Source organism: Streptomyces sp. NPDC012466, assembly GCF_042955215.1.
In the GTDB taxonomy this organism is placed as follows: Bacteria; Actinomycetota; Actinomycetes; order Streptomycetales; family Streptomycetaceae; genus Streptomyces.
Genome location: NZ_JBIBEQ010000005.1, coordinates 171,792 through 191,071 on the forward strand (window position 1 = coordinate 171,792; position 19,280 = coordinate 191,071).

Here is a 19,280-nt window from a genome sequence, read left to right on the forward strand (position 1 = left end):
GGTGTGCCGGCGGCAATGCTGAGCCTCCTCGAGAACGCCGCCCCCTGTTCGACCAGAGCAGCCGTTCGCGAGGTCTGTTCGGTCACCGCCGGAGCGATCAGGGGGTGGGCCGCTCGCTCGGAAGGTGGTGCACACGCCCATGGCAGTGTCACGAAGACGGCTTCTGGCGCCGGGCGCCGGAGCGGCCGCCGGAGGGTTCGGACGGCCGGCTGCGGGCTGCGGCGCTCGCTCGGCGACTCGGATGAGATCACGCTGTGGACCTGGGACCGGTCGGTGAGCGACGAACTGGTCGCCCGGGCAGAGACGAAGGGCATTCCGTGACGTTCCTGGTCCAGCTCCTCGCCTCGCTGGCCGCCTTCGCCTTCGCCAAGTACGACTTTCCCGGGCGTAGGGTGCTGTTCTGGATCGTGCCGGCCACCTTCATGATTCCGATGCAACTGGCGCTGGTGCCGCAGTTCGTCACCCAGGCCTGGCTCGGCTGGGTCGGCTCGCTCAAGGCGCTGATCAACCCCGGTGCGGCCAACACGTTCGGGATCTTCTGGATGCGCCAGTACGCGCAGGGGGCGATCGCCGACGAGCTGATCCAGGCCTCGATGGCCGACGGGGCCGGGTTCTTCCGTCAGTGGTGGACGGTGGGGCTGCCGGTGCTTCGCCCGGGGCCGGCGTTCCTGGGGATCTTCACCTTCTTCCACATCTGGAACGACTGCCTGTGGCCGCTGATCGTGATGACCGACCCGGGCAAGGTGACGCTGCAGGTGGCCGTGCAGCAGCTGAACGGCGTCTACACCACCGGCCAGTCGACGGTCATCGCCGGAGCGCTCATGCCGGTGATCCCGCTGATCGGGGTCTTCCTGATCGGCTCGCGCCACTTCATCGCCGACCTGGCCGCCGGCGCCATGAAGGTCTGAAGAAGCACGCGCGTGGTCCCGCCCTTCGAAAAGCAGCTTCCGCACCTGCGCCGAGTTCTTCGCGCAGGCACGAGCCCTGCCACTGCTCGGGAAATCACCTGACTCGGGAGATGACGCTGTGAGAACCGCGAAGTTCGTCACCCCTGCCCTCCTGCTCTCGGTGGTCATGGCGAGTTCCGTCGCCATGGCCCCCGGCTCGGCGTCCGCGAGCGCCACGGCGGCCGGAAACACCTACTACGTCGCCCCGAACGGAAGCGACGGCGCAGCAGGTACGCAGGCCGCTCCGTGGGCATCGATCGCCCGAGCACAGACCGTCGCGAAGGCGGGCGACACTGTCTACTTCCGAGGCGGCACCTACGCCTACACCCATGCGAACAGCGCCTGTTCGAGCCAGACCGCCAAAGTCGACGCGATCACCCTGAACAAGAGCGGCAGCTCGGGCAACCCGATCCGGTACTGGGCCCAGCCGGGCGAGAAACCGGTCTTCGACTTCTCACGGATGACGGACAACTGCCGTATCAAGGGCTTCGACCTCACCGGCAGCTGGATCCACCTCAAAGGACTGGAAGTCAAGGGCGTTCCGCAGAACAACAACCGGAACGCCGAGTCCTGGGGCATCTGGATCTCCGGCAGCAACGGCGTCTTCGAGCAGATCAACACCCACCATCACATGGGCACCGGCCTGTTCATCAACGGCGGGGGCGGCAACCTCGTCCTCAACTCGGACTCGCACGACAACTACGACCTGCGCAGCAATGACGGGCCCGGCGAGAACGCCGACGGGTTCGGTTCGCATTACACGCCGGCCGGCCGCGCCGCGAACGTGTTCCGGGGTTGCCGCGCGTGGTGGAACGCCGACGACGGCTTCGACCTCATCTCCACCTACTCGCCTGTGATCATCGAGAACTCGTGGGCTTGGCGCAACGGGTACGTCCCGGGGACGACGACGCCCTCCGGTAACGGAGCCGGCTTCAAGTCGGGCGGTTACGGGGGCGACTACGAACCCGATGCGCCGAAGCACACCGTCCGTACCTCGGTGGCGTTCCTGAACAAGGCGGCCGGCTTCTACGCCAACCACCACCCGGTGGCCAACGACTTCTTCAACAACACCGGCTACGGAAACCACCCCAACTTCAACATGCGTGGCGTCGACTCGAGCGGCGCCGCCGTCGGCCAGGGCAACCTGCGCAACAACATCGCCTACACCGGAACGCCGACGTCGTACATGGCCGGCACGAACGCCGCGTACAACTCCTGGAACCTCGGCGTCCCACTGTCGGACTCCCAGTTCCGGAGTGTGTCGACGTCCGGCTGGGACGCGCCCCGCCAGGCCGACGGGAGCCTGCCCGTGCTGCCCCACCTCCGTCCCGCGGCGAACAGTGCCCTGATCGACAAGGGGACCGCCGTGGGACTGCCCTTCAGCGGAAGTGCGCCGGATCTCGGCGCCTTCGAGAACGATGGAAGGTGACATCGTGAAACAAAGATCGCGTGTCGTTTCGACGTACTGGAAGGTGGCCGCCGCCGCACTGTTGTCCGTGGCGTTAGCGGCACCGCTCTCGGCGGGCACCGCTGCGGCGGAGACACCTGCACCGAAGACACCGGCGACGAAGACATCGGCAACGGCGCTCCAGGACCAGGGTGCCGCCGCCGCACCGGTGGTGGATCGCGGCCTCAAGTACCTGGTGTCCGACTACCGGACACGCACGCCGTCGAAGTACACGGCTGACTCCTGGAAGCCCTTCGCCAAGGCGTTGACCGCCGCGGCCGGTGTCGCCGACGACACGTCGGCCACCACCTCGGAGGTCGCCACCGCCAAGACGGCGCTGATGACGTCCGCCGCCGACCTGGAGGCCGCCGACGAAGGCACGTTCCAGACCATCACGAACAACACCTTCTGGAACGACACCAGCGGCAACCCCATCTATTCGCAGGGCGGCGGGGTCTTCAAGTTCGGCGACACCTACTACTGGTACGGCGTGCACTACACCGGCGCCGAGCTCTACCGGGCCAACCCGACGAGGAAGTACGACGGGAACGTCAGCTTCGTCTCGATCCCCGTGTACTCGTCCAAGGACCTGGTGAACTGGAAGTTCGAGAACCGGGTCGCGACGCGCTCCACCGGCGTGGGCAGCGGCGCCAACCTGGGTGGTGCGGGCTGGGTCGGGCGGCTCGGCGTCTCGTACAACGAGAACACCGGCACGTACGTGCTCGCCGTGCAGATGTGGCACACGGGCAGGGGCGGGCACGGCGTTCTGCTGTTGCAGGGCGACTCACCCACCGACACCTTCGACTACGGCTACTTCCAGACCCAGATCACCAACTCGCCCACGACCGGAACCGGGGATCAGACCGTCTTCACCGACGACAACGGCAAGGACTACCTGATCTTCTCCAACCGCGAAGGACGGTCGCGCGGCTTCGTGGCCAAGTTCCGAGAGTCCGACTCGCTGCGGATCGAGCCAGGCGTGGAGATCCGCCGCGGCGCCGGTCGCGAGGGCAACGCCATGTTCAAGCTCGACGGCAAGTACTACCACGCGGCGTCGGACCTGCACGGCTGGAACACCTCGGTCAACTACGTCAATGAATCGACGAGCAGCAACGTTCAGGGCTCGTACAGCAGCGAGTACGTCCTTGCCGGCACCGAGATGGACTACAGCCACGTGACCCAGACCGGGTTCTTCGTGACGGTCAAGGGCACCAAGCAGAACACGGTGATCTACGCCGGCGACCGCTGGGCCGACTTCGCCTGGAACGGCATCGGGTACAACCAGTGGGTGCCGATAACCAAGACCGGCGCGAGGCCGCAGTTCCACTCGGTGAGCCAGTGGCAGTTCAACGCCACGACCGGAGAGTGGCGTCTGGGGCAGGCGAACAACTACATCCTCAACCCGGACATCCAGGCTGACCGCATCATCGTCTCCAGTGTGCGGGGATGGCGGAACCTCGGCGGTTCGGTGACCAACGTCAACGGTGGTGTGAACGGGTCTCGTTTCGCCCTCCAGGTGAGCAACGGCGGCGGCGTCGAGCAGCGGATCGAGTCGGTGCCCGCAGGCACCTACACCCTGTCCCTGCACGCCCGGGGCAGCGCCGGACAGGTCGTGATCACCGGCGCCAACGGCAGCCAACGCACCCTCGGCATCCCGTCGTCGAGCGGCTGGGCCAAGCGGGAGCTCACCGGCATCGCGCTGCCCGGTGGGGCCGCCACCGTCACCGTGCGGGCGTCGGGTTCGGGCGGCGTCACCGTCGACCAACTCTCGTTGGTCAAGACCTCTGCCGACGCGCCATCGGGACAGCGGTACGAGGCGGAGACCGCACCGGCGGTGTGCCAGGGCACGATCGACTCGGACCAAGCGGGCTTCTCCGGTAGCGGGTTCTGCAACGGCGGTGCCGCTGTGGGGGCCTTCGCGCAGTTCACGGTGACCCCGGCGACCGCCGGTACGGCGACGGTGGCGGTCCGGTTCGCCCATGGCTCCAGTAGCGGTACGAGGCCGGCGGACCTGATCGTCAACGGATCCACGGTGGGGACCGTTTCGTTCGAGTCCACCGGTGCGTGGACGACGTGGACGACCAAGACCGTGACCGTCCCGCTGAACGCCGGCAGCAACACCATCCGATGGGAACCGACCACGGCAGCCGGACTACCCAACGTCGACTACCTCGATGTCGGTGCCGCCACTGGCTGACATCCCATGCCCTGCCGGTCTCTTCGACCGGCAGAGCGTACAGGGTCACGTCCAGTGCCCTTGAGAACGACGGCCGACCGCGTGCGATACAGCACGTGGCGCAAGTACGTCACACCGTCAGGAGAAGGACATGAGCAGCAAGCGTCTGCCCCGCGTCATCGCGGGCACGACGACGTTGGTCACCATGGTGTCCGCGACGTTACTCATGGTGCCCGCGCCGGCCCATGCGGCCTTCGGGACCGCGGACATCAAGCCGATCGAAAGCAATATCGCTGCCAAGGACTGGGCCTCGGCGACAGCCGGCGACGGCTCGTCGAACGCCGGACTGGCCATCGACGGAGACCCGACGACGTCCTGGCAACCCGGTCGTACCAGCGCCCGGCAGTGGCTCACCGTCGATCTCGGTGGAACCTACGACAACCTGCGTAAGGTCAAGGTGATGTTCCCGGACCGTGGCGTGGCCCACCGGTACGTCGTCGAGGCCTCATCCGACGGTCGCCGGTGGAAGACCATCACCGACAGGTCCCACAACCGAGCCGTGTCGCGAGGCGAAGTGCACCTGTTCACCCGCCCGGCAACGCGCTTCGTCCGGCTGACCTTCACAGGTGGGCAGGGCCGTGCCCTGGCCGGTGTCAGCGAGCTCCAGGTCTTCAACTACCTTCGCGACGACCTCACCCTCGGCGCCGACCTGTCCTGGATGGACGACGTCCAGGACCAGCAATACTGGGTCGATCCCCTGGCCGGGGACCGGGGCGCCGGGCCACACCTGCTCGACGTGGCCAAGGACCGCGGCATGCAGCACACCCGGCTGCGGATATGGAACCAGCCGCGCAGCGAGAGCACCGGTCAACCGACGCCGATACCGCGCCAGGGTCCGGAGCGCTCGCTGGTCTCAGCGAAGTGGATCAAGCAGCGGGGCATGGGTCTGGGGATCGACTTCCACTACGCGGACTCATGGGCGGACCCGAGCAAGCAGCCAAAACCACGCGCCTGGGCCGAGCTGGAGTTCGCGGACCTGTCCCAGGCCGTGTACGACTTCACCGCCGGCTATCTGAAGCGGTTGATCCGGCAGGGCACCACGCCGGAGAAGGTGGCCGTCGGCAACGAGATCATCAACGGCTTCATGTACGGCAGCGAGGCGGCCCACATCGGCACGACGAATCCGCCGTACTTCGTCGACCAGGCCGATGTGTACCAGTCCAAGCCCGGCGGTGGCCTGCTGTGGAAGTACTGGCGGTCAACCGACCCGGTGGAGCAACAGCTCTACGACCAGGCATGGGACCGGTTCACCACCCTGGCCGCGGCCGGGATGAAGGCCGTCCGCGACGCGTCACCAAAATCCAAGGTCGAGATACATGTGATCGTCGACAAGGACAAGCTCGCCAAGACCATGGAGTTCTGGCACCAGTTCCTCACCCGGGTGAAGGCGAAGGGCCAGAACCCTGATGTGCTGGCCATCTCGTACTACCCGGAGTGGCACGGTACGCCCGAGGCGCTGGATCACAACCTGAACACCATGGCCACCACCCATCCCGGCTACGAGATCGACATCGCCGAAACCGCCTACCCCGCCTCGGGCGGTGAGGGCTCGCCTGTCCCCAACTCGCCCTTCCCGCGCACGATTCAGGGCCAGGCGGACGCGATCCGGAGGGTGTTTCAGGCCGCCAACGACGTGGTCGACAACCGAGGTTCAGGGGTGCTGGTGTGGGAGCCGGCCGGCTACCAGCCCATGTTCCGGGCCGTACCCGGACTGGCGAACACGTGGGAGCCGCACGCGTCCATCAACGTCTTCAACGCCAGCCGCGCCAAGCACATCCTCCAGGACACCGTCTACACCGCCACCGTGGTGGGGGCCGCCCCGAGGCTGCCCTCTTCCCTCCGCATGCTCACCACCGCCAACAACAGGATCACCAGTGTCCCGGTCCGCTGGCAGCCGTTGCCACCCGGCGCGACCGACAGGCCGGGTGAGGTGACAGTCACCGGGACGACCCGCACAGGACCGGTCACGGCGGTCATCGACGTCGTTACCGGACGCGGCGAACACGACTCGACCACCTCATAGCCTCCATCGCCTCCTGGTCGCGCCGGCGCTGCGGGTGGTGTTCCGCACTCCACCTGACACGCGGTCCGAGGCAATGACCGGGAACGCCAAACGCTCCACCCATCCCCCACCCAAGGAGCCATCGCATGACCATGCGACGACGGACATTCCTCAGTATGAGCGCGGCCGGAGCGACGGGCGTGGGCCTGTCCCTGCTCGGCGCAGGACAGGCACCGGCCGCCGCCGGGCCGCTGGACACGGCGCCGACCACGCCGTTCGCGGTCGGCGTGCGCCGGTACAACTGGACCCGCGGCAGCCGCCCGTGCACCACCTACGTCTACTACCCGGCCACCGGCACCGCCGGCGGCAACCCGGTGACGGACGCGCCGGTCGCGGGTGGGGTCTTCCCCGTGTACAACATGACCCACGGCTACGGAAGCAGCCCGCAGAACTCCCTGTTCATCATCCGGGCCCTGGCCTCGGCGGGCTTCATCGTCCCCGCCCCGCACTTCAACCACAACTTCAACGACGTCAACAACGGCAACACCTCCAAGGACGTCTCACAGATCCTCACCAACACCCTCGCGCTCAACGCCAGCGGACCGCTGGCCGGGCACATCAACACCGGCATCGGCGTCGGCGTCTCGGGCCACTCCCTGGGCGGCATGGTCACGCACGGTCTGCTGACCTCCTGGCCCGACAGCCGGATCATCTCCGCCAACCCCCAGTCCTGCGTGGACATGGGCAACCCGTCCAGTTCGGTCTCGGCCAAGGTCCTGTTCGTGCACGGCGACCGGGACTCGACCACGTCGTACTCCTCGGCCCGGCAGGCGTACTCGGAGATGACCTGGCCGAAGGCGTTCCTCACCTTCGTCGGCGGCAGCCACACCAGCTTCTGGAGCGACCAGCGCTTCCCGAGGACCGTCGTCGACTGGGCCCGCTGGACCATGTACGGCGACACCGCCGCGCGGGACCGTCTCCCGGCTGACGCGTCCGGGTCCAACACCAGGTGGGAGGCTCAGCTGGGCGAATCGCCCAGCGGCCCCGGTCCCTACAGCCTGGTGGCCCAGCACAGCGGCAAGGCCGCCGAGATCAACGGGGCCTCCACCACCGCCGGCGCCGGGCTCGTCCAGCGGACCACCAACAGTCGCCCCAACCAGCAGTTCGAGTTCGTCGCCGCCGGTGACGGCCACGTCCGCGTCAAGGCACTGCACAGCGGCCTGTTCCTCCAGCCCACGGGCACCGCGAACGGCGCGGACGTCGTCCAGCAGGCGGACACCGGCGCCACCGGCCAGCAGTGGCGCGTGGTCGACCACGGCGGTGGCGTGGTCAGCCTCGTCAACCGGCAGTCCGGCCTGGCGTTGGATGTCTGGGAGTACTCGACCGCCGACGGCGCACGCATCTCCCAGTACACCTACAACGGCAACCCCAACCAGCGCTTCACCCGCCGCCGCGTCTGACCAGGACCCGTCGGGGCACCGCTCGGGCGGTGCCCCGACATTCCTTCGCGCACCCATCGGAAAGACCCATCGGGTGATGCAGATGCATCAGTGACAGGCCTGCGCGGGCGTAGGAGTGCCGACGACGGCGACGACGTCACCGTGGCCGCTGCGACAAGCCCGGCCGTGTCGGCATGGCTCGCTCTCATCCGCCGCGCCTTCCTCGAGCCCCGGCGAAGAACGTGCTTGTCCTGGGCGCCGCCGGCTACGCGGGGGGGGGTGGCCTCCAGCTCGCCCGCCTGCCCGACGTGGGTATCCGTCACCGCGGGGGAGGGCAGGGCCGGAGCGCGGCGGCGTCTTCACCCTCGCAAGGCCAACCCGTCCTCAAGCCGGTCGACTGGAGATCGTGGGCCGCCCTGCCTCCACGGCCTCGGCGACCCGGGCCGTCGTCTCCCGCAGCCACATGTGCGCCGCGTCGTGCATGTGGACCGGATGCCACCACAAGGCCTGCTGGATCGGCACGGCGTCATAGGGCGGTTCCATGATGCGGACGTGTGCGAGTCCGTCCAGCTCGTCGGCGAGACGCCTCTGCAGGAGAGCAACCCGGCGGGTGCCCGCGACCAGGAGGGGCATCAGCTGGAAACTGTCGACGGAGACCGCCACGCGCGGCTCGATGCCGAGTGTGGCGATCTGGCGGGCGGCGGGGGCGTCGTAGGCTCGTTGGTACGTCACCCATGGCAGTCGGGCCAGGTCGTCGAGGCTGAGCTGCTCGCCGACCTCGGGGTTGTCGTCGGCGACGAGGAAGACCCAGCTGTCCCGGTAGAGCTCGACCGTGGGGAAGCCGCGAATGATGCCGTGGGGCAGCAGCAGCCCGTCGACGGTGCTGAGCAGCGACCCGGTACTGTCGATGATTTCGTTCGGTACCTGTTTGAACCTGAGCCGGATTCCCGGTGCCTCGGCTTGGATGGTGCGGGCGAGCTCGGCGCCGAAGACGGCAACCGCGTAGTCCGAGGCGATCAGCGTGAACTCGTGTTCCTCGCGGGAGGGGTCGAATTCGGCCTGACTGGCGAAGACGCGCTCCAGCAGGTCGCATGCGGTGGTGGTTCGGTCGAGGAGAGCCTGCCCGAGGGCGGTCAGTTCGTACCCTCCGCCCACCCGGGCGAGCAGGTCGTCGTCGAAGTGGCGGCGCAGCCGGGCCAGGGCCGCGCTCACTCCCCGGCGACCTCGTCCTCACCGGCAGCCCGGCCGGCAACGGCATCCACTGGGGCAGGCTGCTGCGCGACGGCGACGTGTTGGACGGCTCGGTCACCGGGCTCGGCGCCCAGCGCACCCGCTGTGTCGCGGAGGAGGACCGATGAGCGCCGACCGTATCGACCGTACCGATCCCGAGGCGGCGATCGCCGAGGCCGCCAAGGCGTACTCGAACTGGGGCCGCTGGGGCGAGGACGACGTGCTCGGCACGCTCAACTTCCTCGACGAGGCCAAGCGCCGCGAGGGCGCGGCCCTGATCCGCGACGGCGTCAGCTTCTCCTTGTCCCAGGCCTTCGACATGGACGGCCCGCAGAAAGGCTGGCGGCGGCGGACCAACCCGGTGCACACCATGCTCGCCACCGGCACCGACGCCGCTCTGGGCGGCCAGGGCTTTCCGCACGGTTTCGGTGGCGCCGACGACGTGATCGTCATGCCCCTGCAGTGCTCCACCCAATGGGACGGGCTCGGGCACATCTTCGATCACGGCAAGGCGTGGAACGGCCGCCCGGCGGAGAAGGTCGTCACGTCCGAAGGCGACCTGGTCACCGGCATCGAGCACATGGCTCCGCACGTCGCCGGGCGGGGCGTCCTCCTCGACGTGGGCCTGGTCATCGGCCAGGACGGCGAACTGCCCGACGGCTTCGCCGTCACCGAGGAGCACCTGACCGCAACCGCCGAGGCGCACGGCGTGACCGTCGGTCGTGGCGACCTGGTCCTCGTGCGCACCGGGCGGCTGGCCCGCGCCCGTCACGAAGGCTGGGGCGACTACGCGGGCGGGCCGGCGCCGGGACTGAGCTTCAGCACGGCCGGCTGGCTGCACCGGAGCGAGATCGCCGGGATCGCCACCGACACCTGGGGCTTCGAGGTGCGGCCCAACGAGTTCGACCACGCCTTCCAGCCGCTGCACCAGGTCGCCATCCCTCACATCGGTCTGCTCATCGGTGAGATGTGGGACCTCGACGCCCTCGCCACGCATTGCGCCGCCGACGGCCGGTACGAGTTCTGGCTCACCGCCGCGCCACTGCCCATCACCGGTTCCGTCGGCTCACCGGTGAATCCCATCGCCGTCAAGTAACGCCCTGGACTGCCGGGCGGGCCGCACCCGGACGGCAACGCCACCCTCGCCCGCCCGGCCCGCAACGCCCCCTCTGCCGCTAGAAGTCGCACGGCACCATCTCAGGGAGAACCCATGAACGATCCCCGCCCCCGCACCGTCCTCGTCATAGGCGGCGGCGCGTCCGGCAACGCCGTGACCGTGCTGCTGCGGCGGGCGGGCATCACCGTGGAACTGATCGAGGCCAAGCCCGACTGGAACGTGCTCGGCTCCGGCATCACCCTCCAGGGCAACGCGCTGCGCGTGCTGCGCGAAGTCGGCGTATGGGACAAGGTCCGGGAGAGCGGCTACGCCGTCGACGCCGTCGGCCTGGCCGCGCCCGACGGGACCGTGTTCCACGTCCAGCAGGACATCCGCACAGGTGGGGACGACCTGCCCCCGATCTTCGGCATGCAGCGCCCCCGGCTCCAGGAGATTCTGTGTGAGGCCGTTCTGGAGAGCGGCGCGGCGGTGCGCCTGGGTACCACCGCCGAGGAACTGGTCCAGGACGCGTCCGGCGTCACCGCCCGGTTCAGCGACGGCACCGAGGGCCGCTACGACCTCGTCATCGCCGCCGACGGCGTCGGCTCCCGCACGCGCGCGATGATCGGCATCAGTGACAAACCCGAACCGACCGGCATGGCCATCTGGCGCGTCCCCGTGCCCCGCCCCGAAAGCGTGGAGCGCATGGGCCTGTCCTACGGCGGACCGTGCTACATCGCCGGCTACTGCCCCACCAGCAAGAACACCATCTACGCCTACCTCGTCGAGGCCAACCGCGACCGCGCCTCCATCGACCCGGCCTCGTACGCGGACGAGATGCGGCGGCTCGCAGCGCCCTATGGGGATCCATGGCCGGAGATCGCCGCGAGCATCACCGACCCCGCCAAGGTCAACTACACCTGGTTCGACCGGCTGCTCGTCGAGGGATCCTGGCACCGCGGCAGGGTCGTCCTGATCGGTGACGCGGCCCATGTCTGTCCCCCCACGCTCGCCCAGGGCGCGGCCATGTCGCTGGAGGACGCCTCCGTGCTGGCCGAGATGCTGAGCGAGGAGCAGGACTGGAGTTCCCTCGACGCCCTGCTGACCGGCTTCTACCAACGCCGGATCGACCGTGTCCGCATGGTGGTCGAAGCGTCCGTGCAACTCGGTCAGTGGCAGCTGGACGGCGTCCGTGACGCCGACGCACCCGGTCTGATGGGCCGCACGATGTCCGTCCTGAAGGAGACCCCGTGAACGCCGTGAACCCCGTGGGTTCCCAGGACAGCGCACCCTCGATCGACGTCCACGCGCACGTCCTGCTCCCCCAGGTCGAGGACGCCGTCGCCGGACACCCCGGGCTGGCCGCGGCCCGCGATCTCGACGCCCGCCGCAACGGCCCCGAGGCCATCGCCGTCAGCGGCCCGATGTTCCGGGACCGCTTCCCGAGGCTGACCGACGTCAAGGCCCGGCTCGCCGCGATGGACGCCTCCGGGATCGACGTCCAGCTGGTCTCGCCGTCTCCGTCGCACTACCACTACTGGGCCGACGAGGACCTGGCCCGTACGGTGTGGGAACTGGCCGGCGAGGGCACCGCCGCGCACGTCGCCCAGGCCCCGCAGCGGCTGCACGGCCTCGGCCTCGTCCCGCTCCAGCACCCGGGCCTGGCCGTCGAAGCCCTCGATCACGCCCTCGGCCTGGGCCTGCGCGGTGTCGAGATATCGAGCCACGCGCCGGGACGCGAACTGTCGGACCCCGCCTACGAGCCGTTCTGGGCACGGGCCGAGGAAACCGGCGCGACCCTCTTCCTGCATCCCTTCGGCTGTACGCTCGACGAGCGCCTCAACCGGTGGTACCTGTCCAACACCGTCGGCCAGCCGACCGAGAACGCCGTCGCGCTGTCCCATCTGATCTTCTCCGGAGTCCTCGACCGGCACCCGGGGTTGCGCATCGTCGCCGCCCACGGCGGCGGCTATCTGCCCACCCACATCGGCCGCTCCGACCACGCCTGGCGCGCCCGCACCGACACCCGCGGCTGCGCGCACCCGCCCAGCAGCTACCTCAAGCGGCTGTACTTCGACTCCCTTGTCCACGACCCGTACGTCCTGCGCGAGCTGATCCGGGTGGCCGGCCCCGATCGGGTGCTGCTCGGCTCCGACTTCCCCTTCGACATGGGCACCGACGACCCGCTCGGCGCGCTGCGCGACGTCACGGATCTGCCCGCCCCCCACTTCCACGCCGTACGCGGCGGCAACGCGGCAGCGCTGCTGCGTCTCACCTGAGGAGCCCGACATGACCAACCGTCTGCTCACCCACCTGCGACACGTCGACCTGGCCGTGCCGGACTACGACAAGCAGCTCGACTTCTATGCCGGCGTCTGGGGCCTGACCAAGGTGGCCGAGGACTCCGGCATCTCCTTCCTGGCCGCCGAGGGCTCCCCCGAGCAGTACGTCGTCCGGCTGCGCAAGGCCGAGGAGAAGCGCCTCGACCTCATCTCCTACGGCGCGGCGAACCCCGCCGACGTGGACACGCTCGCCGAGCAACTCCTCGCCGGTGGAGTGCGGTTGATCTCCCAGCCGGGCAAGGTCGACACCCCCGGCGGCGGCTACGGCTTCCGCTTCTTCGACATCGACGGCCGCACCAACGAGGTCTCGGCCGACGTCGAGGCGCGCCGGCACCGTCGTATCGAGGAGAAGGAGTCCATCCCGGTCCGTCTCTCGCACGTCGTCCTGAACTCCCCCGATATCAACGCCACCCGCGCCTGGTACGAGCAGCACCTCGACTTCCGGCTGTCCGACACGATGGCCTTGCCGCACATGGGCGAGGTCATGCACTTCATGCGGATCAGCAACCAGCACCACTCCATGGCCATCGCCGGCGGTCCGCACACCTCCCTGCAGCACCTCTCCTTCGAGATGCGCGGCATCGACGAGTACATGCGCGGCTCCGGCCGCGTGATGCGCTCCGGCGCCCGCAAGATCTGGGGCCCCGGGCGGCACATGGCGGGCGACAACACCTTCATGTACTTCCTCGACCCGCACGGCAACACCGTGGAGTACACCACCGAGCTCGAAAAGCTGGACGAGGACACCTGGCACCCGCACATCTACGACCTGACGAAGCCCGAGAACGCCGACCAGTGGGGCACGTCCAACCCGATGAACGAGATGGTCGCCAAGGAGATGCTCAACGACGTCGACCGCGGCGTCTTCGTCGCTCCGCCGGTCTGACCCCTTGATCCCGGGGGCTCGGCGTACTCCCCCGCCTGCCATGCCGCCGGGCCCCCGGCCTGTGTCAACCCGCCCAGCGCCCTGGGAATGCCCTGCGTTTCGCCACGTACGAACAGCCCGGCCGCAGCCGTTTCGCCACCGTCGAGGACGACGGCTTCCTCTCCCCCTGCCCCGGCCGAGCCTCGCTTCTCGATCTGATCCAGGCCGGTCCCGATGCTCTGGTCGGAGCAGGGCTTCTCCCGAGGACGGCGCCTTGCCCATCGGCTGACGGCGCGCTCGGCAGGCCGGAAGACCCGTCACGAGGGCGTCGACCGGGCTGCGGAGCAGCTGGGGGCCGGACATCCGACGCTCACCACGCGATCAGCCGGCACGGTCATCGAGGGGGTGTGCTTGCCCGCAGGACGACGTTCGTGTCGACCGGTACGATCCGCGAGGAGTCATCGTCGGAGAGCGCGAGCTCCATCGCGAGGAGCCCGACCTGCTGCAGAGGAACGGTCACGGACGTCAGCTCCGGGACGACGTCCACCGCCGGGCCGATGTCGTCGAAGCCGGCGACGGCGATGTCCCGGCCAGGGACAAGCCCGGCGTCGCGGAATGCGGTCATCACTCCGATCGCCATGACGTCGCTGACGGCGAAGACGAGTTCCGTGCCGTCCAGTCCCCGCCGGACGAGCTCCCGGGCCGCCGCACAACCCCCTCGGCGGCTGAACTCGGCTTCCACCACCAACCGTTCGTCGACGCCGATGCCGAACTCGCGCAGGCCCTCCACGAAACCGCTGCACCGGTCACGGGACGTCCTGAGTGCGGATCCTGCGCGGACCAGCGCGAACCGCCGGTAGCCGAGCCCTACCAGCGCGCGGGCAAGCTGCCGCGCTCCACCGTAGTTGTCGATGCTGACGGTGTGGAACGGCAGGTCGTGCTGGCTGATCAGGACCACGCTGCCGCCCGCTTCCCGGTAGGCGTGGAGCTCCTCGACGAGGGCGTCGCGGGCATCGGCGCCGTCGACGCGGCTGCCGGTCATGATGATGACGCGGGGGCGCATGCCGCGCAGCGTCCCGACGATCTGGAGTTCCCGCTCCGGGGAGCGGTCCGCAACCGCCATGGTCACGATGAGTCCGGCGGCTTCGGCTGCCTGCGTCACACCTGCCGCGATGGAGGAGAAGTACGGGTCGTCGACACCGCTGACGACCAGCGCGGCGATGTTCGTCGAACCCCGCGCGATCGCCTGGGCGGACAGGTGCGGTGCGTAGTCCAGTTCCGCGGCCGCGGTGAGCACACGGTCGACGTTCTCCTGCCGGACGTTGCGGACGCTGCCGTTGAGCACCCGCGACGCCGTCGCCTGTGAGACGCCCGCCGTCCGCGCCACATCATGCAGGGTCACCTGGCGCCCCTCGGATACGGCCTCCCCTCGACGCCGTACAGGCGCTGCCGCTCCATCTTCCATGCCGCACATTGTGCACCGAGCCGCCCAGGGCCTGGAAGCCGCGGAATCATCACCGAGGGTCACTCCGTAGGCCATGTGTTTACCGCACCGCACATGCCTTGTGGAATCCACCGGGCCGACGCGACCACCTTCGAGCCGGGGCGACCGTATCCCGAGTCGGTCCCCGGCACTGACGTCCACACCTCGGCGACCTGACCGGGGATATCCTCGGGTAGCGTCGGCGGCGGCTCGTTTTCGTGGTGCGGGAGGGACGGCACGATGCCCCATTCAGCGAGGCCGACCGTCACGCTGCGCGACGTGGCGGCGGCCGCCGGTGTGTCGGTCCCGACCGCGTCACGCGTGCTGGGCGGCAGTTCCCGGACGGTCGCGGAGGAATACCGGCAGCGGGTCCTCTCCGCCGCGGCCGCGTTGCGCTACACCGCGGACGCCTCGGCCCGGGCGATGCGGCGCGCGAACGACACGATCGCGGTCGTCGGCGACGATCTCACGACCCCGTCGATGGGAATGGTCGCCGCGGCGATGGAACGGCGGGCACGCGACGCCGGGGCGTTCGTGACCGTCTCGTCGACCCACGGCACGGCCGAGCGGCAGCTCGAAACCGTCCGGGTGCAGCGTGCTCTGCGGCCGCGTGCGCTCATTCTGACCTCGAGCCGCCTCGATACGAACGCCCTCGACGGGCGCCTGCTCGACGAGTTGCTCGGCTACGAACGCGAGGGCGGCCGGGTAGTGATCGTCGGCGACACCGACATGCCGTTCGACTCCATCAGCTTCGACAATCACGGCCCCGCGAAGGAACTGGCCACCTACGTCGCCGGGGCGGGGCACCGGTACGTGACGATCCTGGCCGGCGCGCGTGGGCAGGGGAACGTCTCCGCCCGTACCGCGGGCTTCATGGCCGGGCTCCGCGACGGCGGCGTCGAGGCGCGACACATCCGGATCTCGCACTGCGAGGTGAGCCGTCAAGGGGGGGTCGACGCGGCGCGGCGTCTGGTCGCCGAGGGGCTGGAGCCGTCCCACGCGGTTCTCGCCGCCAACGACACCATCGCCATCGGCGCGATGTCCGCCTTCCGGACTGCCGGGGTGGCGGTGCCGGACGACGTCTCGGTGACCGGCTTCGACGACATCGAGCTCGCGACCGACGTGACACCGCGACTGACGACCGTGTCGTTGCCGCTGGCGCAGGCAGGTGCCGAGGCGGTCCGCCTCGCGGTCGCGGAACGTGCGGAAGCGGAGCATTTGGTGATGCGCGGGCAGGTCGTGGTGCGTGACAGCACGGCGATCCGCGTCGTCTGAACCGCCCCTGAGCCGAGCACTCCCGCCGACGCGCACAACGCCCTCGGGCCACCAGAACCTGCCACCTCAAAGCCGCATATGTGCCCGCTGACCGACGCTTGACGCCTTCGATCGCGGGCAGCTGCGCGGAATGCGATTTCCCGCTGAGAACAGACTCCCCCGCCGGCTGGACCCGCCTCTGCGATCCACGCGACGGCGCCGCACCGAGCCTCAGTGCAAGCCACACACCCGCACTCCCTCCCGGGAGGATCTCCCGCACGTCACAGGGCTGCCTGACAGGCACCTCAGACAGTTGACGGCCCGACCGCCCTGCTCATGGGACGCACCCTGCCGACCGGCCGAGCACTGTCGCCCGCGTGTGCCGCCACCGACACGGCGAGCCTTGAAGCGAAGGACCCCTGCATCACGTCGACGCGTTCATCTGCTCGAAACCTTGACGCACTCGACCGCCGCTGGGCACACTGCGCGGAATACGTTTTCCCCCATGTCAGGCCGGACGCGCACCCGTGTCCTCGGGCACCCCGTCGGTGCGTCCCCCGCACGGCCCCCGACTGCCCGCGCCCCGAGCCGTCACGCGTCGTCTCGACCGGACGCGTCACGACAGGAGCCAGTCCCTCACCACCACTGACGACAAGAAGAGGACCATGACCGGCAACCGAAGACTTGTGTCACAAGCGGCAGCCGCCGCACTGTGCGCGCTGGCAGTCGTGCTCGCGTCGATCGTACTCATTCCCGCGCAGCGGGCCTTCGCCGCAGGCACCACGTACTACGTGAGCGCGACCGGCAACGACAGCAACGCCGGAACCAGCACCAGCGCGCCCTGGCGCTCGCTGAGCAAGGTGAACTCGAAGACGTTCCAGCCGGGCGACAGCATTCTCTTCGAGTCCGGTGACAGCTGGACCGGACAGCTGTGGCCGAAGGGATCCGGCATCGATGGTGCCCCGATCGCCATCGACAGCTACGGAACGGGCGCCAAGCCGAAGATCGCAGGCCAGGGCACCGTCGCCGACGCGGTGCGGCTGAACAACCAGCAGTACTGGGAGATCCGCAACCTCGACGTGTCGAACGCGGTACCCACGGGGACGACCGACGGTTCGCAACTCGGCGACTTCCGCGGCATCGGCGTGCACGGTGACAACGGCCAGACCCTGCACCACTTCGTGATCGACTCGGTCGACGTGCACGACGTCACCGGCGAGGTCAAGTGGGTCGGCGGCAGCACCGCCGACAACAAGCCGGGCATCACCTTCCAGCAGGGCTGGGACCGCTCGAAGGACACCGGCGGCATCGCCTTCCTCACCGGCGTCCAGGACATCACCGCGCCCGGCGCCCCCACGATCCTCGACGGCATCACGGTGGAGAACTCCACCATCAAGAACACCTCGTTCAGCGGGATCGTCACGAAGCAGTACGCCGGGGACGCGCCCGGTGCCGTCTTCACCGGCTGGGGCAAGCGCGCCACGGCCACCGACCCCGCCTTCACTCCGTACACCGACGTCACCTTCCGCGGCAACTACATCACGCAGGCGAACACCCCCTACGGCTGCAACGGCATCTACCTCACCGGCGTCCGGGGCGGACTCGTCGAAGGCAACGTGATCGACCGGGTCGGCGTCTCCGGCGTCGAGACCAACATGGCCGACAGCGTCACCGTCCAGCACAACGAGATCATGGGCACCCACCTCTCGTCGGGTGGTGCCGACCAGAATGCCCTGGACCCCGACATCGGCACCACCAACCAGCTGTTCCAGTACAACTACCTCCACGACAACGGCGACGGCATTCTGCTCTGCGGGTGCAACTCCAACGTCAAGTTCGGCAGCGTGGTGCTCCGCTACAACGTCATCACCGGCAGCACGCGGTGGAACCTCCACATGTCGCAGACGACGGGCACGGTGGCGAACGTCTACAACAACACCTTCGCCAACACCAATTCGACGTCCATGGTGACCGGAGGCGTCTCCGGCAAGGTGACGCTGACCGACAACCTGTTCGTCTCCAGCCAGTCCGCGCCCGAGTTCAAGCAGCAGTCGACCATCATCTACAACAACAACGGGTACTCGTCCAACATGACGACCGTGCCCACGTCCGACGCGGCGCGCAAGATCGGCGCTCCGATGTTCGTCAATCCCTCCGTCACGGGGCCCTACGGCGACGAGAACGGCACGCGACTCGGCACGGCGGCGAACTTCGCGCTCCAGTCAGGATCGGTGTTCGTCGACGCCGGTGCCACGGTCACCGGCAACGGCGGCCTCGACTACGCAGGTGCTCTTGTGCCGATCGGGAACGGCCCGGAGATCGGTGCCTTCGAACGCGGCGCGCCCAACATCGCGTTCACGGACACGTTCGACGGCCGGGCGACCGGCACGCTCGCCGACGGGACGAACGGATGGCGGGTCATCTCGACCAACAACGACATCTCCGTGGTGGAGACGCCGTCCGCCACCGACAAGAGCGTCCGGCTGACCCGCACCGTCGAAGGCGGCGGCACCGACGGAACCAACCTCGCCCGGCTGTTCAGCACCCCGATGCAGGGCGTGGTGACCATCGACACGCAGGTGATGCGCAACGACACCCAGGCCGGCTGGTTCGGGCTGCCCTACGTGTACAACGCCAGCGGTGCCCCAGCCGTCAGCGTCGCCTTCGCCCGCGGCCAGATCCACGCGTACAAGGGAACCACGGACACCGTGATCGGTACGTACACCAACGGCAAGTGGTACCGGGTCACGCTCACCGTGGACACCGTGAACCAGCGCTTCGACCTGGACATCGACGGCCACCGCGTGCTGACCGATGCCGCGTTCCGCACCTCGATGCCGGGAATCGCGAAGGTCGCGTGGTACTCGAACGGGGGCGAGCGCGGGGCGGTGCACGTGGACGACGTCCGGATCTCGCGCGGTACCGGATTCGGCCAGTGA

The 19,280-nt window shown here is 68.8% G+C and carries 13 protein-coding genes and 1 pseudogene; 12 read left to right on the forward strand and 2 right to left on the reverse strand.

Features of this window, described 5'->3' with window-relative positions:
* The first annotated feature begins 317 nt into the window (after window positions 1-317).
* The 5 genes from ACFY9E_RS19840 to ACFY9E_RS19860 all read left to right on the forward strand — a co-directional run bounded on the left by ACFY9E_RS19840 (window position 318) and on the right by ACFY9E_RS19860 (window position 8,092).
* Window positions 318-908, forward strand: coding sequence for an ABC transporter permease subunit (locus ACFY9E_RS19840; RefSeq protein ID WP_390985505.1), 591 nt, complete (start codon window positions 318-320; stop codon window positions 906-908).
* Window positions 909-1,026: 118 nt separating this feature from the next.
* Entirely contained in the window at window positions 1,027-2,376 is a 1,350-nt protein-coding gene (locus ACFY9E_RS19845) for a right-handed parallel beta-helix repeat-containing protein (RefSeq protein WP_390985507.1), read from the forward strand.
* 4 nt (window positions 2,377-2,380) lie between these two features.
* Complete coding sequence (locus ACFY9E_RS19850) at window positions 2,381-4,591, forward strand: family 43 glycosylhydrolase (RefSeq protein WP_390985510.1); 2,211 nt, start codon at window positions 2,381-2,383, stop codon at window positions 4,589-4,591.
* 130 nt (window positions 4,592-4,721) lie between these two features.
* A complete protein-coding gene (locus tag ACFY9E_RS19855; protein ID WP_390985512.1) occupies window positions 4,722-6,653 on the forward strand; it encodes a glycosyl hydrolase 53 family protein in 1,932 nt (643 codons plus the stop codon).
* Window positions 6,654-6,808: 155 nt separating this feature from the next.
* Window positions 6,809-8,092, forward strand: coding sequence for an RICIN domain-containing protein (locus ACFY9E_RS19860; RefSeq protein WP_390985515.1), 1,284 nt, complete (start codon window positions 6,809-6,811; stop codon window positions 8,090-8,092).
* A gap of 363 nt (window positions 8,093-8,455) precedes the next feature.
* On the opposite strand, the gene ACFY9E_RS19865 is transcribed toward ACFY9E_RS19860, so the two are convergent.
* A complete protein-coding gene (locus tag ACFY9E_RS19865; protein ID WP_390985518.1) occupies window positions 8,456-9,283 on the reverse strand; it encodes a LysR substrate-binding domain-containing protein in 828 nt (275 codons plus the stop codon).
* On the opposite strand from ACFY9E_RS19865, the pseudogene ACFY9E_RS19870 reads away from it, so the two are divergent.
* From ACFY9E_RS19870 to ACFY9E_RS19890, 5 genes and pseudogenes are all read left to right on the forward strand, one after another.
* Window positions 9,277-9,429: pseudogene (locus tag ACFY9E_RS19870) on the forward strand (fumarylacetoacetate hydrolase family protein); the annotation flags it as partial. The gene ACFY9E_RS19865 and the pseudogene ACFY9E_RS19870 overlap by 7 nt on opposite strands.
* A complete protein-coding gene (locus ACFY9E_RS19875; protein ID WP_390985520.1) occupies window positions 9,426-10,397 on the forward strand; it encodes a cyclase family protein in 972 nt (323 codons plus the stop codon). The pseudogene ACFY9E_RS19870 and the gene ACFY9E_RS19875, both read left to right, overlap by 4 nt.
* Window positions 10,398-10,511: 114 nt before the next feature.
* Window positions 10,512-11,651 (forward strand): FAD-dependent monooxygenase, encoded by a 1,140-nt coding sequence (locus ACFY9E_RS19880; protein ID WP_390985523.1) that lies wholly within the window; start codon window positions 10,512-10,514, stop codon window positions 11,649-11,651.
* Entirely contained in the window at window positions 11,648-12,676 is a 1,029-nt protein-coding gene (locus ACFY9E_RS19885; RefSeq protein WP_390985526.1) for an amidohydrolase family protein, read from the forward strand. The genes ACFY9E_RS19880 and ACFY9E_RS19885 overlap by 4 nt, the downstream gene beginning before the upstream one ends.
* Window positions 12,677-12,686: 10 nt before the next feature.
* The gene (locus ACFY9E_RS19890; protein ID WP_390985528.1) at window positions 12,687-13,625 is read left to right on the forward strand and encodes a VOC family protein; all 939 of its coding nucleotides are present in this window, start codon (window positions 12,687-12,689) and stop codon (window positions 13,623-13,625) included.
* 373 nt (window positions 13,626-13,998) lie between these two features.
* Here the strand turns inward: ACFY9E_RS19890 and ACFY9E_RS19895 are convergent, their stop codons facing one another.
* Window positions 13,999-15,006: a substrate-binding domain-containing protein gene (locus ACFY9E_RS19895; RefSeq protein WP_390985531.1), complete on the reverse strand. Its 1,008-nt coding sequence runs from the start codon at window positions 15,004-15,006 to the stop codon at window positions 13,999-14,001.
* A gap of 321 nt (window positions 15,007-15,327) precedes the next feature.
* Between ACFY9E_RS19895 and ACFY9E_RS19900 the strand changes: the two genes are divergently transcribed.
* Together ACFY9E_RS19900 and ACFY9E_RS19905 are read left to right on the forward strand one after the other, a co-directional pair.
* The gene (locus tag ACFY9E_RS19900) at window positions 15,328-16,362 is read left to right on the forward strand and encodes a substrate-binding domain-containing protein (RefSeq protein ID WP_390985533.1); all 1,035 of its coding nucleotides are present in this window, start codon (window positions 15,328-15,330) and stop codon (window positions 16,360-16,362) included.
* A 644-nt stretch (window positions 16,363-17,006) separates the two neighbouring features.
* Window positions 17,007-19,280, forward strand: coding sequence for a right-handed parallel beta-helix repeat-containing protein (locus ACFY9E_RS19905; protein ID WP_390985535.1), 2,274 nt, complete (start codon window positions 17,007-17,009; stop codon window positions 19,278-19,280).

Coding starts and splice junctions, on each gene's coding strand:
- ACFY9E_RS19855 (WP_390985512.1), top strand. CDS start 4,722: ATGAGCAGCAAGCGTCTGCCCCGCGTCATCGCGGGCACGACGACGTTG.
- ACFY9E_RS19860 (WP_390985515.1), top strand. CDS start 6,809: ATGAGCGCGGCCGGAGCGACGGGCGTGGGCCTGTCCCTGCTCGGCGCA.
- ACFY9E_RS19875 (WP_390985520.1), top strand. CDS start 9,426: ATGAGCGCCGACCGTATCGACCGTACCGATCCCGAGGCGGCGATCGCC.
- ACFY9E_RS19880 (WP_390985523.1), top strand. CDS start 10,512: ATGAACGATCCCCGCCCCCGCACCGTCCTCGTCATAGGCGGCGGCGCG.
- ACFY9E_RS19890 (WP_390985528.1), top strand. CDS start 12,687: ATGACCAACCGTCTGCTCACCCACCTGCGACACGTCGACCTGGCCGTG.
- ACFY9E_RS19900 (WP_390985533.1), top strand. CDS start 15,328: ATGCCCCATTCAGCGAGGCCGACCGTCACGCTGCGCGACGTGGCGGCG.
- ACFY9E_RS19905 (WP_390985535.1), top strand. CDS start 17,007: ATGACCGGCAACCGAAGACTTGTGTCACAAGCGGCAGCCGCCGCACTG.